Below are 18,658 nucleotides of genomic sequence, written 5' to 3' on the forward strand. Positions count from 1 at the left end.
ATGGCAAATAAAGAAAGATTAGATGTTTTAGTTACAAATAAGGGTTTTTTTAGCTCGCGTGAACAAGCAAAAAGATCTATTATGGCAGGATTGGTTAAGGTAAATAATGAGATCATTGATAAACCAGGTACCAAAGTAGCTACAGACGCAAAAATTGATGTTAAAGGTAACCTTCACCCCTTTGTTTCTAGGGGAGGATTGAAACTCTTAAAGGCAATAGAATCTTTCTCAATTGATATGAAGGATAAAGTTGTATTAGATATCGGGGCATCAACTGGTGGGTTTACCGATTGTTCATTACAACATGGTGCCAAGGAAGTCTATGCTATTGATGTTGGATATGGGCAATTGGCTTGGAAACTACGCCAAGATGAACGGGTTCACGTTATGGAAAGAACTAATTTTCGATATGTATCTAAAGAGGAATTAAAATATAGTTCACCAAATTTTGCGACTATCGATGTGTCCTTTATCTCACTAAAAACGATTCTAGCCCATCTAATTACCTTACTTGATCATGAAGGTGAAGTTGTCGCACTAGTAAAACCTCAATTTGAAGCCGGAAGAGATAATATTGGTAAACGAGGTATCGTTAAAGACCCTAAAACCCATGTGCAGGTTCTTGAATCAGTTGTTTCCTTTGCACTTGATACTGGATATAGTTTGTTAGGTTTAACCTTTTCTCCAATTAAGGGAGGAGAAGGTAATATTGAATTTTTGATTTATTTAAAAAAACAATCTTCAAATAAAACAGTTAATGATTATTCAAGTTTAATAAAATCGATGGTTATAGCAGCTCATCAAAAATTATGATAAAGTCACATTAGTGACTTTTTTCTTTTGAACTCATAATGTTTTAATTGTATGATAAAAAAGGTATAATTATCTAAAATGTATAATTATTCAAATGATACAATTTTTTGATGGAGGATGCCATGAAAGCGAAAAGACATCTAAAAATTAGAGAAATTATCGCCAACAGGGAGATTGACACTCAAGAAGAATTAGTTGAAGCGTTGCGTGATGAGGGGTTTAATGTTACCCAAGCTACAGTATCAAGAGATATTAAGGAACTTCATTTGGTTAAGGTACCTTTAGACGATGGCAGATATAAATATTCTATACCTACAGACCAAAGGTATAATCCATTGCAAAAATTGAAGCGGACTTTAAGAGACAGTTTTGTTGGTTTGGATTATACAGAAAATTTAATCGTTCTAAAAACCTTACCGGGTAATGCTAATGCAATCGGTGTAGTTATGGATAATTTGCAATGGAATCAGATAATGGGAACTATATGTGGTGATGATACCTGTTTAATTATCTGTCGAACTAAAGATGATGCAAAAGAAATTTCAAAAAAGATTTTAGAATTGCTATAAAGTGGTGATAATATGCTAATAGAGCTGACTATTAGACAGTTCACGATAATTAAATACTTAAAGATTAACTTTAAGTCCGGATTGAACATTTTAACCGGTGAAACAGGGGCAGGTAAATCAGTAATTATTGATGCGATTCAATTGATTTCAGGTAGTAGGGGCTCAATTGATTTTATTCGCCGGGATTCCGAGAAGGCTGAAATTGAAGCTTTATTTGATTTGCCAATCGATCACAGTGTTTTTAAAATTGTTGACTCCCTTGGAATTCCATATTCTGATGATGGATTGCTTATATTAAAGAGGGAATTGTTACAAAGCGGTAAGAGTATTTGTAGAATTAATGGACAGCTTGTTACATTATCTTCATTAAAAGAGGTTGGTCAATATTTAATTCAATTCCACAGTCAAAATCAACATCAACACTTGTTAATGCAGGACAAACAATTAGCCTTATTGGATGCTTATGGTGATACCTTACTTGAAGAAGTCAAAACCGATTATAAACAATCTTTTGCAGAATATATCAAGTTAAAGAAAGAATATCAGCAGTTGGCTGAAAATGAACGTGAAATGACCCAACGTATTGACTTGTTACAATATCAGATTAAGGAGATATCAGAGGCAGAATTAAAACCCGGTGAAGATGAAGATTTAATTCAACAAAAAAATAAGATTAAATACTCAGAGAAAATATTAAATAGCTTAAATAATACATATCAACTTTTATCAGAGGAAAAGGGGATCGTTGACTTATTAAATATTGCTTTAGGTTTATTAGATCAAGTAACCAGATATGACTCAGATATTTCAGTGATTCACGAGCAATTATCTTCAGCTTATTATCAGATTGAAGACTTAACGATGCAAATATCACAAAAGGTTGATCAACTAGATTTTGACCCTAATCAAATTAATTATGTTGAGGAAAGATTATCATTAATTCATCATTTAAAGAGAAAATATGGGGATTCAGTTGATGCGATTCTGGAGTATGCTACAAAAATACAAAATGAACTCGACTTAATACAAAATAAAGATCAACATTTACAAAAAATCCAAACGCAGTTAGAAAAAGTTACGCTCCAAGTATTAAATAAGGCAAGGAAGTTATCTGGGTTAAGAACAAAAATTGCTGAAGAATTATCTACTCTGATTGAGAAAGAATTAAATGATTTACAGATGAAAAATACGGTATTTAAGGTAGATATTCGATTTCAAGAAGACTTGAAGAATATCACACCTACGGGTCTAGATAATGTAAACTTTTTAATTTCATCAAATCCTGGAGAACCATTGAAGCCTTTGAATAAAATTGCTTCTGGCGGTGAGTTATCGAGAATAATGTTGGCTATCCAAACAATTTTAGCAGATAAGGACAATGTTCCAATTATGGTTTTTGATGAAATCGACACGGGTGTAAGTGGTCAGGCCGCCCAAGCAATAGCCGAAAAATTAGCATATGTAGCAAGGGATAAACAAGTTTTTGTCATTACTCACTTACCTCAAGTGGCTTCTATGGCTGATCACCATTATTTGATACAGAAGAAAGTCGATGGGAATTCAACTTTTACAGAAATTGAGTATTTATCTGAGGATAAGAGTGTCGAAGAAATAGCTAGAATGTTAGGTGGAGTAGAAGTTACAAATCTTACCAGGAAACATGCTAAAGAAATGATCAAAAAAACTATCCCCTTTAAAAAAAATATTAGATCAAAAAGAAACTAAAAAAGTCACTTGAGTGACTTTTTTAATCTAATATGGAATCATTTTGTCATCATAAATCAAATTCATAAAGGACACCTTAAGTGTACAGATAAAATGGAGGTGTAGGTAGGAGACATTAGGAGCGTGATATAAGTGTCCCAAAAACAGAAAAAAATACTAGGGCTGGTTACAGTCGTAATTTTTGTTCTTTTTTCCTTTACCAAGACCTTTCAGACCTTTGTCAACTTTCCAAAAGAGGTCAGAATGTTTGAGTCAACAATTAAACAGATTAATTTACACCTGCCCATATCAGCTACTGTTTCCACGAGTAATTCCAAGGTAATAAAAGTGAATGGTCAGTATGATAGCCTAAAAATCGATTTAGCACAGCCGATAATGGTAAGATCTAAACGGGAAGGGAAATCGATTTTATCACTAAAACTCTTTGGATTAATCCCTTTTAAATCAGTTAGTATCAACGTTTTAAAGGATATAAGAGTGATACCAGGTGGGCAAACCATTGGAGTAAAATTAAAATCTGCCGGAATTATGGTTGTCGGACATCACTCGATAAAACAAGAGAATGGCAATTCGATTTCACCAGCTGAAAGGGCTGGGATTCATGTAGGAGATTTGATAATAAAAATTGATGGGCAAAAAGTAAAAAATGTAAATGACTTAATAAAAAAGGTTAATAAATATGGAAAAGAAAATAAAGCGATGGAAATAGATCTTGTTAGGAATAAAGAGAGGATTAAAGTTAAGGTAAAACCAATTTATGATTCTAAGGCAGATACTTATCGCTTGGGTTTATTTATTCGAGATTCAGCAGCGGGAGTAGGTACATTAACTTTTTATGACCCAGTCACTAACAAATATGGAGCTTTAGGCCACGTGATCACTGATGTAGATACCCAGAAACCAATTATCGTTGGTGAAGGAAAAATTCTCTATTCTAATGTAATGTCAATTGAAAAAGGAGAAAGTGGAAAACCAGGTGGAAAAAGAGCCGTTTTTCCTGATGAAAATAATATCATAGGCGATATTACAAAAAACACTCCTTTTGGGATTTTTGGTACGATGTATCAAAAACCTACAAATGGTTTGATGAACGATCCGATCCCAATTGCTTTACCTGAAGAAGTTAAAAAAGGCCCCGCAGAAATTCTTACGGTTATTCAAGGACAGAAGGTAGAACGTTTCAAAATTGAAATTGTAAATGTAATTAATCAAAAATATCCAGCAACAAAAGGGCTAGTTATCAAGGTTACAGATCCTAAACTGCTTAAAATAACAGGTGGGATCGTTCAAGGAATGAGTGGAAGTCCAATTATTCAGAACGGAAAACTCGTGGGAGCTGTTACCCATGTATTTGTCAATGACCCGACTTCAGGCTATGGTTCTTTTATCGAATGGATGATTAGAGATGCTGGATTATTAAACAATAATAATCTGAATACTTTAAAAGCAAGCTAATCAAATGTATTTAAAACAAGTCACCCTTATGGGTGATTTTGTTTTGGATAAAAATTTTTGTAAAATTCAAAAAAAGTTTCAAAATATTTATTAGTTTGCAGGAAAGTAATTTTAGCTGTCGAATTTAATTAAGAAATGGAAAAAATTATGAATACGGGTTTTGAAGTGGGGGGAATAACTTGTCAAAAATTAAGGTTTTGATAGCTGATGATAACCGGGAATTTATTGAATTATTACAAGAATTCTTACTTAAACAGGCAGATATTGATCTTGTCGGGGTGGCATATAATGGATATGAAGTTTTGGAGATTTTAGAGGAAGCTGAGCCGGATGTTATGATTTTAGATATTATTATGCCACATTTGGACGGTTTAGGTGTGCTTGAAAAAATTAAAAACAACTTCTCAAAGCAACCTAAGATAATAATGCTTACTGCTTTCGGACAAGAGAATGTTACTCAACGAGCGGTGGAACTGGGTGCAGCATATTATGTTTTAAAGCCATTTGATATGGAAATCCTATTAAGCCATATTAGGCAAGTTGTTGGAATGAAAGTTGAGGACCATTTGTTGTCTAAACCAAGTAAAGAATTTAAAGTCTCAACGACTAATAGCTTGGATGCTAATATAACAAGAATAATCCATGAAATTGGTGTTCCGGCACATATTAAAGGTTATATGTATCTTCGAGATGCAATTACAATGGTCTTCAATGAGGTGGAAATATTGGGTTCAATTACTAAAGTGTTATATCCAAGGATCGCTGAAAAATACAATACGACTCCAAGTAGGGTAGAACGAGCTATTAGACATGCAATAGAAGTGGCTTGGACTAGAGGGAATGTTGATGCCATAAAAAATATGTTCGGTTATACCATTAATTCTAATAAAGCAAAACCTACAAATTCTGAATTTATAGCGATGATTGCTGATAAGTTGCGTATTCAAAGTCAAGTAAGCTAGAGCATCTTGACAGTAGCTAAAGTTTTAACTAAGACCGCCAATTATTGATTATGAAGCTATGTTAATTTTTGCATAGCTTCTTTTTTTATATTGAGAACATACTAAAAGTAAGATAAAAAGATCAGCTCAAGGGAATGATTTTATGATATTTCCAAAAAATAATGAAGAAATTAAGGCTACATACGTCGCAGATAAAAAAACAAAGCGTTTATTAACAAGAATAAAGGCTAATCAAGTGGCTGTTCTAGTTCACACAGATATTGATGAGGTTGCAGCATTAGAAATAATTGAAAAAAAAATTTCCGCTGTTATAAACTTTTCGAAATCATTGACAGGTAAATACCCCACTTTAGGATTAAAGAGGTTACTTGAGGCGAAAATTCCCGTTTTCGATGTCTTATCAGAGCATGAAATATTTCCAAAATTAAGGGATGGTAATCTAGTTATCGTCAACAAAGAAAATAAAACAGTACAATTCCCAGATGATGATAATCCTAAAATAATCTTACCTGTAAAAGAGTGGACAATGGAAAAACTTGAGTATTTCTTAGAATTAGCATATCAAAATTTGGAACGTGAGTTAGATAACTTTATTACCAATACTCTAGAATATGCATCTAAGGAAAAAAACATTGTATTACAACCTCTTAAAATTCCCGAGTTAAATACAAAATTTACAGGGCATCACGTTGTTGTTGTTGTTAGGGGGAATAATTACAGAAACGACCTTTATGCGATAAGACCTTATATTAAAGATTACCGTCCTGTTCTGATAGGGGTCGATGGTGGTGCGGATGCATTAATTGAGTATGGTTTTGTCCCAGATATAATTATCGGTGATATGGACAGTGTCTCTGATGAAGCATTGAAGTCCGGTGCAGAAATAGTAGTTCATGCGTATCCTCATGGCAAAGCTCCAGGACTTTCAAGGGTCAAAAATTTAGGATTAGATGCTAAAGTAATTCCTTCAGTAGGTACTAGCGAAGACGTGGCACTGTTAATGGCTTATGAAGAAGGGGCAGAAATGATTGTAGCTATTGGGAGCCACTCTAATGTCATTGATTTCCTAGAAAAGGGAAGAAAGGGAATGGCGAGTACCTTATTAGTTAGGATGAAGATCGGTTCTAAATTAATCGATGCTAAGGGCGTAAGTACCTTATATCGACAAATTGTATATTTTTAACTACTAAAAAATAATTCAGGAGAATTAATAATGAACAGTAATCTTATTTCAGTAATCATTCCTGCTTTCAATGAAGAGGACTATATCGATAAAACTATTGAGGGGGTTTCAAAGTGGCAATATCCTACAGAAATCATTGTGATTGATGATGGTAGTACGGATAATACTAAAGAAAAATTGTCAGTTATTGAAACCTCGCTTAATAATCTAAAAGTTTATTATTCAAATAAAAATCAAGGTAAAGGTAAAGCTTTAATAAAAGGGGTCAAATTGGCTAGAGGAGAAATAATAGCCTTTTTAGATGCTGATCTTGGTGAATCTGCCCAAAATGCTGTTAAATTACTTTACCCAGTTTTAAAAGATGAGTGTGATATGACAATTGCTATCTTTCCTAGATCGGAAAAAAAAGCGGGTTTAGGTTTAGTGAAGAAATTGGCGAAAAGTGGGATTTATCTATTAACCGGCTATAAGGCTAAAGCTCCACTCTCTGGACAAAGGGCGATTAAAAAAAAGATATTGGAAAAAATTGATTGGTTAGCTGATGGATATGGGGTTGAAGTGGGGCTTACCATTGATGTCATACGACTTGGAGGTAGGATTAAAGAAATTGAGATTCCGCTTAATCATCGAGAAACTGGCAGAAACATCAAGGATTTTGTTCATCGTGGAAAAGAATTTGTGGATATTACCAAGGCACTTCTCTACAGATGGAGGTAGTCATAATTGTGGTTATAGTTTGGACAACATTGTTAGCACTGATATTTTTACCCCTATACAAAAAATTTTTGTTTTATATTGGAAGTATCCAATACAATTATCAAAAAAAATTGATACCTGTCAGTTTTGGGTTGTATATATTATTCGTAGAAACGATTGTTCTTCTGATGTTTGACAGAGATTATAATTGGTCATACATGGTAGCTTTTTTCATCATTACTATTGTTGGAACGATTGATGATTTTTATGGTGATCCGAGGATAAAAGGTTTGAGTGGGCATATTCGTGCCTTTTTTGCTGGAAAAATTACTACTGGTCTACTTAAAGCTATAGTAGGAGGTTGGATAGCCTTATTTTTAGGTTTTTTTATAGGACAAGATATCATTGAGTCATTGACAATTTTTCTTTTGATTTTATTAATGATCAATATGATTAATCTATTTGACCTAAGACCCGGACGAGCTTTGAAGGTTTTTTTTCTGTTTTATTTCGGGTTAAGCATTTCAACACCTTTTTTATTTATTGGTAATTTAGCATTAATATCATTAAGCATACTACTTATAGTGTTCTATCATGATCTTCGTGGTAAAATAATGTTAGGAGATAGCGGGGCAAATCTAATCGGCTTGCATTTAGGATTATGGTATAGCCTTTATCTCTCGTTATCTTGGCAATGGTTAATGATAATTGTTTTGATACTTCTTCATGTTTATACAGAAAGACATTCCCTTAGTGATTTGATTGAAAAAAATAAATTATTAAAGAAAATTGATTTGTGGGGTCGTTAATTAGTTAATTTTCAAATGAGGAAGTGGGGAAATGATAGAACGAAGAGCGTTAATTATCGGAGCAGGTAAAGGTGGAAGTGCGTTATTAAAAGCTCTTAAAGGAATAGAGAAAATAAGGGTCATTGCAATTGTTGATAAAAACTTATCTGCACCAGGTATTTCTTTAGCAAAAGAATTTGGTATCGAAACTAGTATTGATTTTTATCATTACTTGAATCAAGAATTAGATGTCATATTTGATGCTACAGGGGACCCGTTTGTATTTAATCAATTAAAACAATTAAAAGCACCTAATACCTTGGTCGTTTCTGGTACAGTAGCAAATTTAATAATTGGTTTGATCGAAGAAAAAGAAGAACTGATTAGGGTCTTATCTAGAAGAAAACAACAATTAGATGTCATTTTAAACTCAACCCATGATGCCATGATTGCGATTAATAAGGATGGAATAGTTACTTTGTTCAATCGTGCAGCAGAAAGAATCTTAAATAAAAAGGCAAAGGATGTAGTAGGTACGGATGTTAGGGCTTCAATTCCAAACACTAGACTCCCAAATATTTTAGAAACAGGTATGGCAGAGTTAAATCAAAAGCAGGAGTTAGGTCATGATGGTTACATTATAACTAATCGAGTACCGATTTTTGATGATGATGGTAACGTGATTGGTGCGGTTGCGGTATTTAGAGATATTACGGATATCATCCATCTATCTGAAGAGATTACAGATTTAAAATCAGTACGCAGTATGTTAACAGCAATTATTAATTCTACTGAAGATGCAATTTCTGTAGTAGATGAACATGGGAGGGGCTTAATGATCAATCCTGCATATACAAGATTGACGGGATTAAGTCCTGAAGATGTTATCAATAAGCCTGCAGATGTCGATATATATGAAGGCGAAAGTATGCATATGAGAGTTTTAAAGACTAAAAAACCGGTACGTGGTGTACCAATGAAAGTCGGACCAAAAAGGAAAAATGTAATTGTTAATGTTGCTCCTATACTTGTTGACGGTGAATTAAAGGGTAGTGTGGGAATTATTCATGATACCACTGAGATAAAAAAACTAACTGAAGAGTTAGAAAAAGCAAGAAGGATTATCAGAACGATCGAAGCTAAATATACTTTTGATGATATTATCGGTAATAGTAAAGAAATGAAACTGGCAATCGAAACAGCCAAAAAAGCTTCAACTACCCATGCCACCGTCTTAATAAGAGGAGAATCGGGAATCGGTAAGGAACTGTTTGCTCATGCGATTCACAATGCAAGTAATCGTAAATTTAATCAATTCGTAAGAGTTAATTGTGCTGCAATTTCTAACACATTACTTGAGAGTGAATTGTTTGGGTATGAAGAAGGAGCATTTACTGGTGCCAAAAAAGGTGGTAAAAAAGGTTTTTTTGAAGTCGCCAGCGGAGGTACGATTTTTCTAGATGAAATAGGAGAGCTTGAATTAAATACTCAAGCGAAACTGCTTAGAGTTCTACAAGAAAAAGAAATCGTCAGGGTTGGTGGAACAAAACCTATCCCAGTTGATGTTCGGATTATAGCTGCTACAAACGTCAATCTTGAAAAAGCGATAAAGAATGGAAAGTTTCGTAAAGATTTGTATTATCGCTTAAATGTAATACCTATTCAAATCCCCTCGTTAAGGGAAAGGAAGTCTGATATTCCTTTACTTACAAGACATTTGATAAAAAAATTAAATACTGAATACGGTAGAAAGGTAGAAGGAATATCTGAAGAGGTTTTACATGTTTTCCTTGAATATTCATGGCCTGGGAATGTTAGGGAACTTGAAAATATTTTAGGTCGAGCAATCATGAATATGACTTACAATGAAATCATGATAGAATTAGATCATTTACCACCTTTAGGTAAAGGTTTAATAACTACAAATAATGATATTTCTACACCTTTTCCCATCGAAGAAGAAATAATTCCTTTAAATGATATGATTTCAAAGATGGAGAAAGAATATTTGAAGAATGTATTAAATAAAACTAGTGGTAATAAAACAAAAGCAGCTCAATTACTTGGTATATCCATCAGAAATCTTTATTATAAGCTGGAGAAATATGGGTTAAACTAAACACTCCTGAAAAAAAATGCCTGCAATATTTTGCAGACGTGCAATTTATTGCAGGTATATTTTATTGAAAAACTGATTCTAGACTGGCTTAAAACAAGGGAAGCGCTTTCATTATATAGTTGGCATGATATTTGCATATTTAATTATGGTGTTGAGAATTAATGAACAAGTTTCTGTGAAGGTGATGTGATGGGTTCATTTCAAGTAATGATTGATAAAATCAAGAAAGGAAAAATACCTAAGATTGCAGTAGCAGCTGCAGATGATCTAGAGGTCCTTAGGGCAATCAAAGCAGCTACTGAGATGAATATTGCCACATTCCATCTAATTGGAAATGAGGATAATATTAAAAAGATTGCCGAAGAAATTAATTTATCTTTAAATAATATTGAGGTTTCAAATGAGTTTGATCCGATTATAGCCAGTAGAAAAGCTGTTGAATCGGTAAGTAATGGTAATTCTCAGATTTTAATGAAAGGGTTGGTTCCTACCGCAATAATCTTAAAGGCTGTACTAGATAAAGAAATTGGTTTAAGGACCGGTAGGATTTTAAGTCATGTGGCATTATTTGAAGTTGATGGTTATGACCGACCCATTTTGGTTACTGATGCGGCAATGAATATTGCACCAGATTTAGAGCAAAAGGTTCAAATCATCCAAAATGCAGTAGACATAGCTCATTCCATCGGTATCGATTTGCCGATAGTCGCTATGTTAGCAGCTGTAGAGATGGTTAACTCAAACATGCAAGCAACCGTTGATGCGGCTCTGCTCTCTAAAATGTCTGAGAGGGGACAAATTAAAGGTGCAATCATCGAAGGACCCTTAGCTTTAGACAATGCTATTTCAATTGAAGCTGCAAGACATAAGGGTATTGAAAATCAAGTTGCTGGTTTAGCAGATATCTTAGTGGTACCTAATATTGAGGTAGGTAATGTTTTATATAAGTCATTAGTTTATTTTGCTAAGGCAAGGGTTGGTGCAGTAATTACCGGTGCTAAAGCACCGATAGTATTAACATCTAGAGCAGATTCTCATGAAGCAAAACTTAATTCAATAATTTTAGCTGCTTTATCTGCTTGTGGGAACAATATTTAATATCATAATAAGGGGGAAGAATAAAATGAACATTTTTGATTATCTTGAAAAGTACGATTATGAACAAGTGGTGTTTGCACACGACAAAGAATCAGGTTTAAAGGCTATAATTGCAATCCATGATACTACATTAGGTCCTGCTTTAGGTGGAACTCGTATGTGGACTTATGAGTCTGAAGAAGCTGCTATTATTGATGCCCTACGTTTAGCTAGAGGTATGACATATAAAGCAGCTGCAGCTGGTTTAAACTTAGGTGGTGGTAAAACAGTTATTATCGGTGATCCTAAAAAAGATAAAAGTGAAGCACTTTTCCGTGCATTTGGACGCTACGTGCAAAGTTTAAATGGTCGTTATATCACTGCTGAAGATGTGGGAACTACTGTTCAAGATATGGATTGGATTCACTTAGAAACTGATTATGTTACAGGTATATCACCTGCATTTGGAAGTAGCGGAAATCCTTCACCAGTAACCGCATATGGAACTTACGTTGGAATGAAGGCAGCTGCTAAAGTTGCTTTTGGTGACGATAGCTTAGCAGGTAAGACCATTGCAGTTCAAGGTGTAGGAAGTGTTGCATTTAATCTTCTAAAACATTTACATGAAGAAGGAGCAAACCTAATCGTAACCGACATCAATGAAGAGAATGTAAATAGAGCTGTAAAAGAATTTGGGGCTAAAGCAGTAGGGGTTAACGAAATATACGGCGTTGAATGCGATATCTTCTCACCAAATGCTTTGGGTGGAATTATTAACGATGATACTATTCCGCAATTAAAGGCTAAATTAATCGCTGGTGCTGCTAATAACCAGCTGATGGAAGAACGTCACGGTGATATTTTACATGAAAAAGGCATTGTTTATGCTCCAGATTATGTAATTAATGCTGGAGGTCTAATAAATGTTGCTGATGAATTAAAGGGATATAATCGTGAGCGAGCAATGAAGAAAGTTGAAACTATTTATGATAACATTCTAAAAGTATTTGAGATTGTTGAACGTGATAACATACCATCATACAAGGCTGCGGACAGAATGGCTGAAGAAAGAATAGAACAAATGCGAAAAGTAAGAAGCAATTTCATTAAGAATGAAAAGAGTATTTTAAATCGTTAATTACAACTAAGATATGAAATAGGAAAAAAGCACATATCGTGCTTTTTTCCTCTAGATAGTAGAACGGAGTGGGTAGTAGTGGATCAAATATATCGCTTGTTAGTGATAAATCCAGGATCAACGTCAACGAAAATTGCTATTTTTGATAACGAAAAACCAATATTTGAAGAAACATTAAGACATGATGCTTCCGAATTAAACAAATTTAAACGTATTATTGATCAATTTAAATTTCGGAAAGATATTATTTTAGAAACCTTAAATAAACAAGGAATTAACATTACTAAATTAAGTGCCGTTGTTGGAAGAGGGGGGCTACTAAGACCTATCTCTGGTGGTACTTATCGTATAGATCAAGATATGTTAAATGATTTAAGAGAAGCGAAGTTTGGAGAACATGCTTCAAATCTCGGAGCGATAATAGCCCATGAAATAGCATCTCAATTAAATATTCCAGCTTATATTGTCGATCCAGTAGTTGTTGATGAAATGGATTCAAAGGCTAGGGTTACTGGATTACCAGAAATTAAGAGAAGAAGTATTTTCCATGCTTTAAACCAAAAGGCAGTTGCTAGAAGGATAGCTATGGATATGAAACTTCGGTATGAAGAAGCAAATTTTATTGTTTGTCATATGGGTGGTGGAATAACTGTCGGTGCTCATCACAAAGGTAAAGTAATAGACGTAAACAATGGATTAGATGGCGAAGGTCCTTTTTCTCCAGAAAGGAGTGGCTCTTTGCCGGTTGGTGATCTCATTTCACTTTGTTTCTTGGGTGAGCTTAGTGAAGAGCAGATTAGAAGAAAGATCGTAGGTAAAGGTGGATTAGTGGCCCATCTAGGTACTAATAGTGCTGTAGAAGTAGAGAAGATGATCGAAAATGGTAATCAAAAGGCAGCCTTTATATACGATGCAATGGCTTATCAGATTGCGAAGGAAATAGGTAAATTTAGTGTAGTTCTAAAAGGTAAGATTAACGCTATAATTTTAACTGGTGGTTTGGCCTATGGGAAGGAATTCGTACAGAAGATTATTCAATATGTAGATTGGATTGCTCCAGTTAAAGTCCATCCCGGAGAAAATGAGTTGTATGCTTTAGCCGAAGGTGGGCTTAGAGTTCTTCGAGGAGAAGAAAAAGAAAAACATTATGTTCGGGAGGTCGTAACTATTGAATAACGACCCTAGAATTAAAATTATTACAGGTCATTTCGGAAGTGGAAAAACGGAAATTTCCATTAATTTGAGCCGAATTGAAAAGGAAAAATATCAAAAGGTAGCGATTGTGGATTTAGACGTGATTAATCCCTATTTCCGTTCTAGAGAAGTTAATTCGTATTTCCAACAACTCGGTGTCGAGCTTATCGCACCTAAGGGAGAATTGGCTACTGCAGATTTACCAATTGTTTCTGGTGAAATCTATCGAGTATTCAATGATCACAATTATCGGGTAATCATTGATGTTGGTGGAGATAAAGATGGTGCTACTGCATTGGGTCAATATTATAATGAAATAAAAAATTTAGATTATCAAATGTATTTCGTTGTAAATGTTAACCGTCCTTATGTAAGCACTGTTGAAGGGATTATGGAAACGGTCAGGCAAATAGAAGTGGTTTCAAGATTGAAAGTATCGGCTTTAATTAATAATTCTAATCTTGGAATTGAGACTTCAGTAGATGACATCCAGCGTGGGCATCTGATTACCGAACAGGCGAGTAAAGAATTGGATTTACCCATTTTATATACAACTATTTCTAGTCATTTAAGAAATGAAACAAAAGACTTTGCTAAGGAACATCAAGTTCTTTATATTGATCGTTTTATGAGATTGCCATGGGAATAATCTTAAAAAACACCTTGCAAAAAAGTTAGTTTTATTAATATCTAATAAAGGGGAATGATTAACATGGAACCTCGTGTTGTATTTAATGAAGAATTATGTAAAGGATGTAGTTTATGCATATCAGCTTGTCCTAAGAACATAATTTATCTTGCAGATCGGTTAAATAGCAAGGGTTATCGTCCAGCAACTGTGACAGAACAAGATAAGTGTATTAGTTGTGCTGCTTGTGGAAGGATCTGTCCAGATGCTGTTATAACGGTTTATCGTCCGAAGAAGAAATAATGTTCTCAATTAATAGAAGGGAGAGAAATTAATGGGAAAAGTATTAATGAAGGGCAATGAAGTTATTGCTGAAGCGGCAGTTCATGCAGGATGTAAATATTACTTTGGTTATCCCATTACACCTCAAAGTGAATTAGTTGCATATATGGCAAAACGTTTACCCGAAGTTGGTGGTCTTTTCTTACAAGCCGAAAGTGAAGTGGCAGCTATCAATATGGTTTATGGTGCTGCTAGTGCTGGTGTTAGAGTGATGACCTCTTCTTCAAGTCCTGGAGTTAGTTTAAAACAGGAAGGAATATCATATTTGGTTGGTGCAGAATTACCTGCTGTAATTATTAATGTTATGCGTGGTGGACCAGGATTAGGTAGTATCCAACCTTCTCAGTCGGACTATTTCCAAGCAACAAAAGGGGGAGGACATGGAGATTACCAGATTCCTGTATTTGCTCCGGCTACCTTACAAGAAATTGTCGACCTGATGCAAGATGCATTTGATATTGCTGATCGTTATCGAACTCCAGTTTATATACTTGGAGATGGTATGCTTGGACAAATGATGGAACCGGTTGAATTTACTGAAAGAAAAGCAGCTGAATTACCACCGAAGGATTGGGCTACAACTGGTACGCGTGGTGATGGCGGACCAAAAATCACCAATTCACTTCGTTTGGACCCAGATGACTTAGAAAAACATAATAATCATTTGCAAGAAAAATACTCAAAAATTAAAGAAAATGAAGTGAGATTTGAGAATTATCTAACTGAAGATGCAGATTATATTGTTGTTGCATACGGAACTGTTTCTAGAATCGCAAAAAATGCTATCAAGAAAGCTAGAGAAAAAGGAATTAAAGTAGGAATGATTCGTCCGATTTCATTATGGCCATTCCCAGAAAAGCCTTTTTATGAAACTAGGGAGAATGTTAAAGCTTATTTAACTGTTGAAATGAGCGCTGGGCAAATGGTAGAGGATGTTAGATTAGCAGTCAATGGGTATAAACCAGTTCATTTTTATGGTAGAACGGGTGGAATGGTGCCATCTCAAGAGGATATACTTGCTGAAATCATCAAAATGGCTGGGGGTGATCAATAATGATGGAATTAGTTTTTGAAAGAACAAATGGTTTGACTGAAAAGCCCACTCATTACTGTCCTGGTTGTACACATGGCATAATACATCGTCTTGTTGGTGAAGTTTTAGAGGAAATGGATATTATTGAAGATACTGTTGGTGTGGCGTCTGTTGGTTGCTCGGTTCTTGCGTATGATTATTTTAACTGTGATATGACGCAAGCTGCCCACGGTAGGGCTCCCGCAGTGGCAACTGGTATCAAAAGGGTTTTACCTAAGGATCGTATCGTATTTACCTATCAAGGAGATGGAGATTTAGCATCAATTGGTATGGCCGAGATTGTTCATGCTGCTGCACGTGGTGAAAACATTACAGTTATATTTGTGAATAATGCTATTTATGGTATGACTGGTGGACAAATGGCACCTACATCTTTAGTGGGACAAAAAACAGCTACTTCTCCTTTTGGAAGGGATATTGCTTTACAAGGTTCACCTATTAGGGTATCTGAATTATTGGCAACTTTAGATGGTGCTTCTTATATTGAGCGTGTATCTACCCATGATGTGGCAAGTATTATTAAAGCGAAAAAAGCTATTCGTAAGGCATTTGAAACTCAGAAAAACGGTTTAGGTTTTTCGATGGTTGAAGTATTATCAACTTGTCCAACTAACTGGGGAATAGATCCAAAAGAATCATTGGATTGGGTAAAGGAAAAAATGATTCCTGAATACCCTCTTGGTGTCTACAAAGATGTTAAGGGGGGTAAATAAGATGTTACATGAGATTATAATTGCTGGTTTTGGTGGTCAAGGTGTAATGTCAATGGGACAATTACTAGCATATTCGGGAATGCACGAGGATAAGCAAGTTTCTTGGCTTCCATCTTACGGTCCAGAACAACGTGGTGGAACTGCTAACTGTTCAGTAATAATCAGTGATGAACCAGTTGGTTCTCCGGTTATTTCTCATCCATCCGTAGCTATAGTCTTAAATAAGCCATCATTTGATAAGTTTGAACCATTAGTAAGTCCTGGTGGAATATTGATTGTAAATAGTTCATTGGTTGATAAAAAATCAAGTCGTGACGATATCACAGTAATTGAGGTTCCTGCTTCTGAGATCGCTAATGAGATTGGGGAACCTAAAGTGGCTAACTCAGTTATTTTAGGGACCTTCTTAAAATTAACAAATGCGGTTTCACCTGATTCAATAATTGAAGCATTGAAAAAGGTTCTTCCAGAGAGAAGACATAACTTGATTCCTGCAAATAAAGTTGCCCTTGAAAAGGGTGCAGAATTAATAAATAAATAATTTTTTCTTTCATTAAAAACTGGTGAAAATGGCACAAGAAAACCTCCGCTGTTTATTCGGAGGATGGATTGTGCCTTTAATTTTAAGTTTGTTGCCTAATTACCGTTATCGTAAATAACTTGTATATTATAATATTATAATATTAAAGTAATAATACACAAAAAGAGGAAGGAAGAATTAATTTATGATTGAGCAAAAACAATTTGATGTGGTATTTATTGGAGCTGGTCCGGGAGGTTATGTAGCAGCAATTAGAGCTGCGCAGCTAGGTTTAAAAGTTGCAGTTATTGAAAAGGATAAGGTTGGAGGAACTTGTTTGCATCGTGGGTGTATTCCTACCAAGGCTTTATTAAGAAGTGCTGAAATATATCGAAATGCTAAAGAAGGCAGCGAATTCGGGATTAATATTGATAATATCACATTAAACTTCACACAAGTTCAAAATAGAAAACAGCAAGTTGTTGATCAATTAAAAAAGGGTATTGAATTTCTTTTTAAAAAGAATAAAGTTACCTTAATTGAAGGTTATGGCCGGATAGAGAATAGTGGTTCGGATTCTAATAAGGTTGTTAGAGTAGAAACTGCTGATGGTGAAAAAGTTGTATCTACAAAAAAAGTTATTATTGCTACAGGATCTAAACCTAAAACGTTGCCTGGCTTAGAAATTGATGGTAAATACATAATTACAAGTGATGAAGCTTTAGAAATGGAAGAACTTCCAAAATCTATGATTATTGTAGGTGGGGGAGTAATTGGGATGGAATGGGCATCCCTTTTAAATGATTTTGGAGTAGAGGTTACAGTAGTTGAGTTCTTACCAAGAATTTTGCCGTTAGAAGATTCAGATGTTAGTAAAGATATCACTAGGACAATGAAAAAGCGTAAAGTTAAAATTCATACAGGTACCATGGTATTACCTGAAACTATCAAAATTGTTGATGGACGCGTTGAATTAGAGGCTAAAAAAGGTGAAAAGATGCTTCAACTTTCTGCTGAAAAGGTATTGGTATCTGTTGGTAGAGTAGCTATGATAGATAATATTGGACTGGAGAATACCAAGGTTGAGGTTGAAAAGGGAGTAATAAAGGTAAATGAGTTCTTTCAAACAACGGACAGCAACATATATGCAATTGGTGATGTGATTGGGGGGTTACAACTTGCTCACGTTGCCTCTCATGAAGGTATTGTTGCCGTTGAACATATAGCAGGTAAAAATCCAAAACCATTTAATTATTTAACGGTTTCAAAATGTACATTTACTCATCCTGAAGTAGCCAGTGTAGGCTTAACTGAAGATGAAGCAAAGGAAAAGGGTTATGAAGTTAAAGTAGGTAAGTTCCAATTTAGAGGAATTGGTAAAGCGTTGGTTCATGGTGAAGTTGATGGGTTTATTAAACTGGTAGTAGATCAAAAGACTAATACTCTTTTGGGAGCTCATATGGTTGGTCCACACGTAACGGATATGATTTCAGAGGCAGGTCTTGCTAAAGTTTTGGAGGCTACTGCAATGGATATCGCGCATACAATCCATCCGCATCCGACATTAGCCGAAGCGATTATGGAAGCTGCGTTAGATGTGGATAATGAAGCTATTCATGCATAAATATAAAAAATTTTAAAGG

Annotated in this window: 18 protein-coding genes; all 18 read left to right on the top strand. The window is 34.8% G+C overall.

The annotated features are described in order from the left end of the window. The 18 genes from BHF71_RS11245 to lpdA all read left to right on the top strand — a co-directional run bounded on the left by BHF71_RS11245 (position 1) and on the right by lpdA (position 18,639). Entirely contained in the window at positions 1 to 813 is an 813-nt protein-coding gene (locus BHF71_RS11245) for a TlyA family RNA methyltransferase (protein WP_069657708.1), read from the top strand. 122 nt (positions 814 to 935) lie between these two features. After that, the gene (ahrC, locus tag BHF71_RS11250) at positions 936 to 1,382 is read left to right on the top strand and encodes a transcriptional regulator AhrC/ArgR (protein ID WP_069657709.1); all 447 of its coding nucleotides are present in this window, start codon (positions 936 to 938) and stop codon (positions 1,380 to 1,382) included. A gap of 12 nt (positions 1,383 to 1,394) precedes the next feature. Then, positions 1,395 to 3,107, top strand: coding sequence for a DNA repair protein RecN (gene recN / locus BHF71_RS11255; RefSeq protein WP_069657710.1), 1,713 nt, complete (start codon positions 1,395 to 1,397; stop codon positions 3,105 to 3,107). 132 nt (positions 3,108 to 3,239) lie between these two features. Next, positions 3,240 to 4,562, top strand: coding sequence for a SpoIVB peptidase (spoIVB, locus tag BHF71_RS11260; protein WP_069657711.1), 1,323 nt, complete (start codon positions 3,240 to 3,242; stop codon positions 4,560 to 4,562). 179 nt (positions 4,563 to 4,741) lie between these two features. Next, positions 4,742 to 5,524: a sporulation transcription factor Spo0A gene (spo0A, locus tag BHF71_RS11265; protein ID WP_069657712.1), complete on the top strand. Its 783-nt coding sequence runs from the start codon at positions 4,742 to 4,744 to the stop codon at positions 5,522 to 5,524. Positions 5,525 to 5,666: 142 nt separating this feature from the next. Beyond that, positions 5,667 to 6,707, top strand: coding sequence for a putative cytokinetic ring protein SteA (steA, locus tag BHF71_RS11270; protein WP_069657713.1), 1,041 nt, complete (start codon positions 5,667 to 5,669; stop codon positions 6,705 to 6,707). A gap of 30 nt (positions 6,708 to 6,737) precedes the next feature. Next, entirely contained in the window at positions 6,738 to 7,424 is a 687-nt protein-coding gene (locus BHF71_RS11275) for a glycosyltransferase family 2 protein (protein WP_069657714.1), read from the top strand. A gap of 8 nt (positions 7,425 to 7,432) precedes the next feature. After that, a complete protein-coding gene (locus BHF71_RS11280; protein ID WP_084024521.1) occupies positions 7,433 to 8,212 on the top strand; it encodes an MraY family glycosyltransferase in 780 nt (259 codons plus the stop codon). Positions 8,213 to 8,243: 31 nt separating this feature from the next. After that, a complete protein-coding gene (locus BHF71_RS11285) occupies positions 8,244 to 10,310 on the top strand; it encodes a sigma-54 interaction domain-containing protein (protein WP_069657715.1) in 2,067 nt (688 codons plus the stop codon). 189 nt (positions 10,311 to 10,499) lie between these two features. Further along, complete coding sequence (gene ptb / locus BHF71_RS11290) at positions 10,500 to 11,408, top strand: phosphate butyryltransferase (RefSeq protein ID WP_069657716.1); 909 nt, start codon at positions 10,500 to 10,502, stop codon at positions 11,406 to 11,408. A 25-nt stretch (positions 11,409 to 11,433) separates the two neighbouring features. Continuing rightward, complete coding sequence (locus BHF71_RS11295; RefSeq protein WP_069657717.1) at positions 11,434 to 12,525, top strand: Leu/Phe/Val dehydrogenase; 1,092 nt, start codon at positions 11,434 to 11,436, stop codon at positions 12,523 to 12,525. A gap of 78 nt (positions 12,526 to 12,603) precedes the next feature. Further along, positions 12,604 to 13,701 (top strand): butyrate kinase, encoded by a 1,098-nt coding sequence (gene buk / locus BHF71_RS11300; protein WP_245683867.1) that lies wholly within the window; start codon positions 12,604 to 12,606, stop codon positions 13,699 to 13,701. Continuing rightward, a complete protein-coding gene (locus tag BHF71_RS11305) occupies positions 13,694 to 14,368 on the top strand; it encodes a P-loop NTPase family protein (protein ID WP_069657719.1) in 675 nt (224 codons plus the stop codon). Before buk ends, BHF71_RS11305 begins: the two co-directional genes overlap by 8 nt. A 63-nt stretch (positions 14,369 to 14,431) precedes the next feature. Further along, complete coding sequence (locus BHF71_RS11310) at positions 14,432 to 14,650, top strand: 4Fe-4S binding protein (protein ID WP_218064941.1); 219 nt, start codon at positions 14,432 to 14,434, stop codon at positions 14,648 to 14,650. 31 nt (positions 14,651 to 14,681) lie between these two features. Next, a complete protein-coding gene (locus tag BHF71_RS11315; RefSeq protein ID WP_069657721.1) occupies positions 14,682 to 15,743 on the top strand; it encodes a 3-methyl-2-oxobutanoate dehydrogenase subunit VorB in 1,062 nt (353 codons plus the stop codon). After that, complete coding sequence (locus tag BHF71_RS11320) at positions 15,743 to 16,495, top strand: thiamine pyrophosphate-dependent enzyme (RefSeq protein ID WP_245683868.1); 753 nt, start codon at positions 15,743 to 15,745, stop codon at positions 16,493 to 16,495. Before BHF71_RS11315 ends, BHF71_RS11320 begins: the two co-directional genes overlap by 1 nt. 1 nt (position 16,496) lies before the next feature. Further along, on the top strand, positions 16,497 to 17,036 hold the full coding sequence (locus BHF71_RS11325) for a 2-oxoacid:ferredoxin oxidoreductase subunit gamma family protein (RefSeq protein WP_069657722.1): 540 nt from the start codon (positions 16,497 to 16,499) through the stop codon (positions 17,034 to 17,036). Between the two features lie 184 nt (positions 17,037 to 17,220). Then, on the top strand, positions 17,221 to 18,639 hold the full coding sequence (gene lpdA, locus BHF71_RS11330) for a dihydrolipoyl dehydrogenase (RefSeq protein WP_069657723.1): 1,419 nt from the start codon (positions 17,221 to 17,223) through the stop codon (positions 18,637 to 18,639). Positions 18,640 to 18,658 lie beyond the last annotated feature (19 nt).

It is taken from the genome of Vulcanibacillus modesticaldus (assembly GCF_001730235.1).
Taxonomy (GTDB): Bacteria; Bacillota; Bacilli; order Tepidibacillales; family Tepidibacillaceae; genus Vulcanibacillus; species Vulcanibacillus modesticaldus.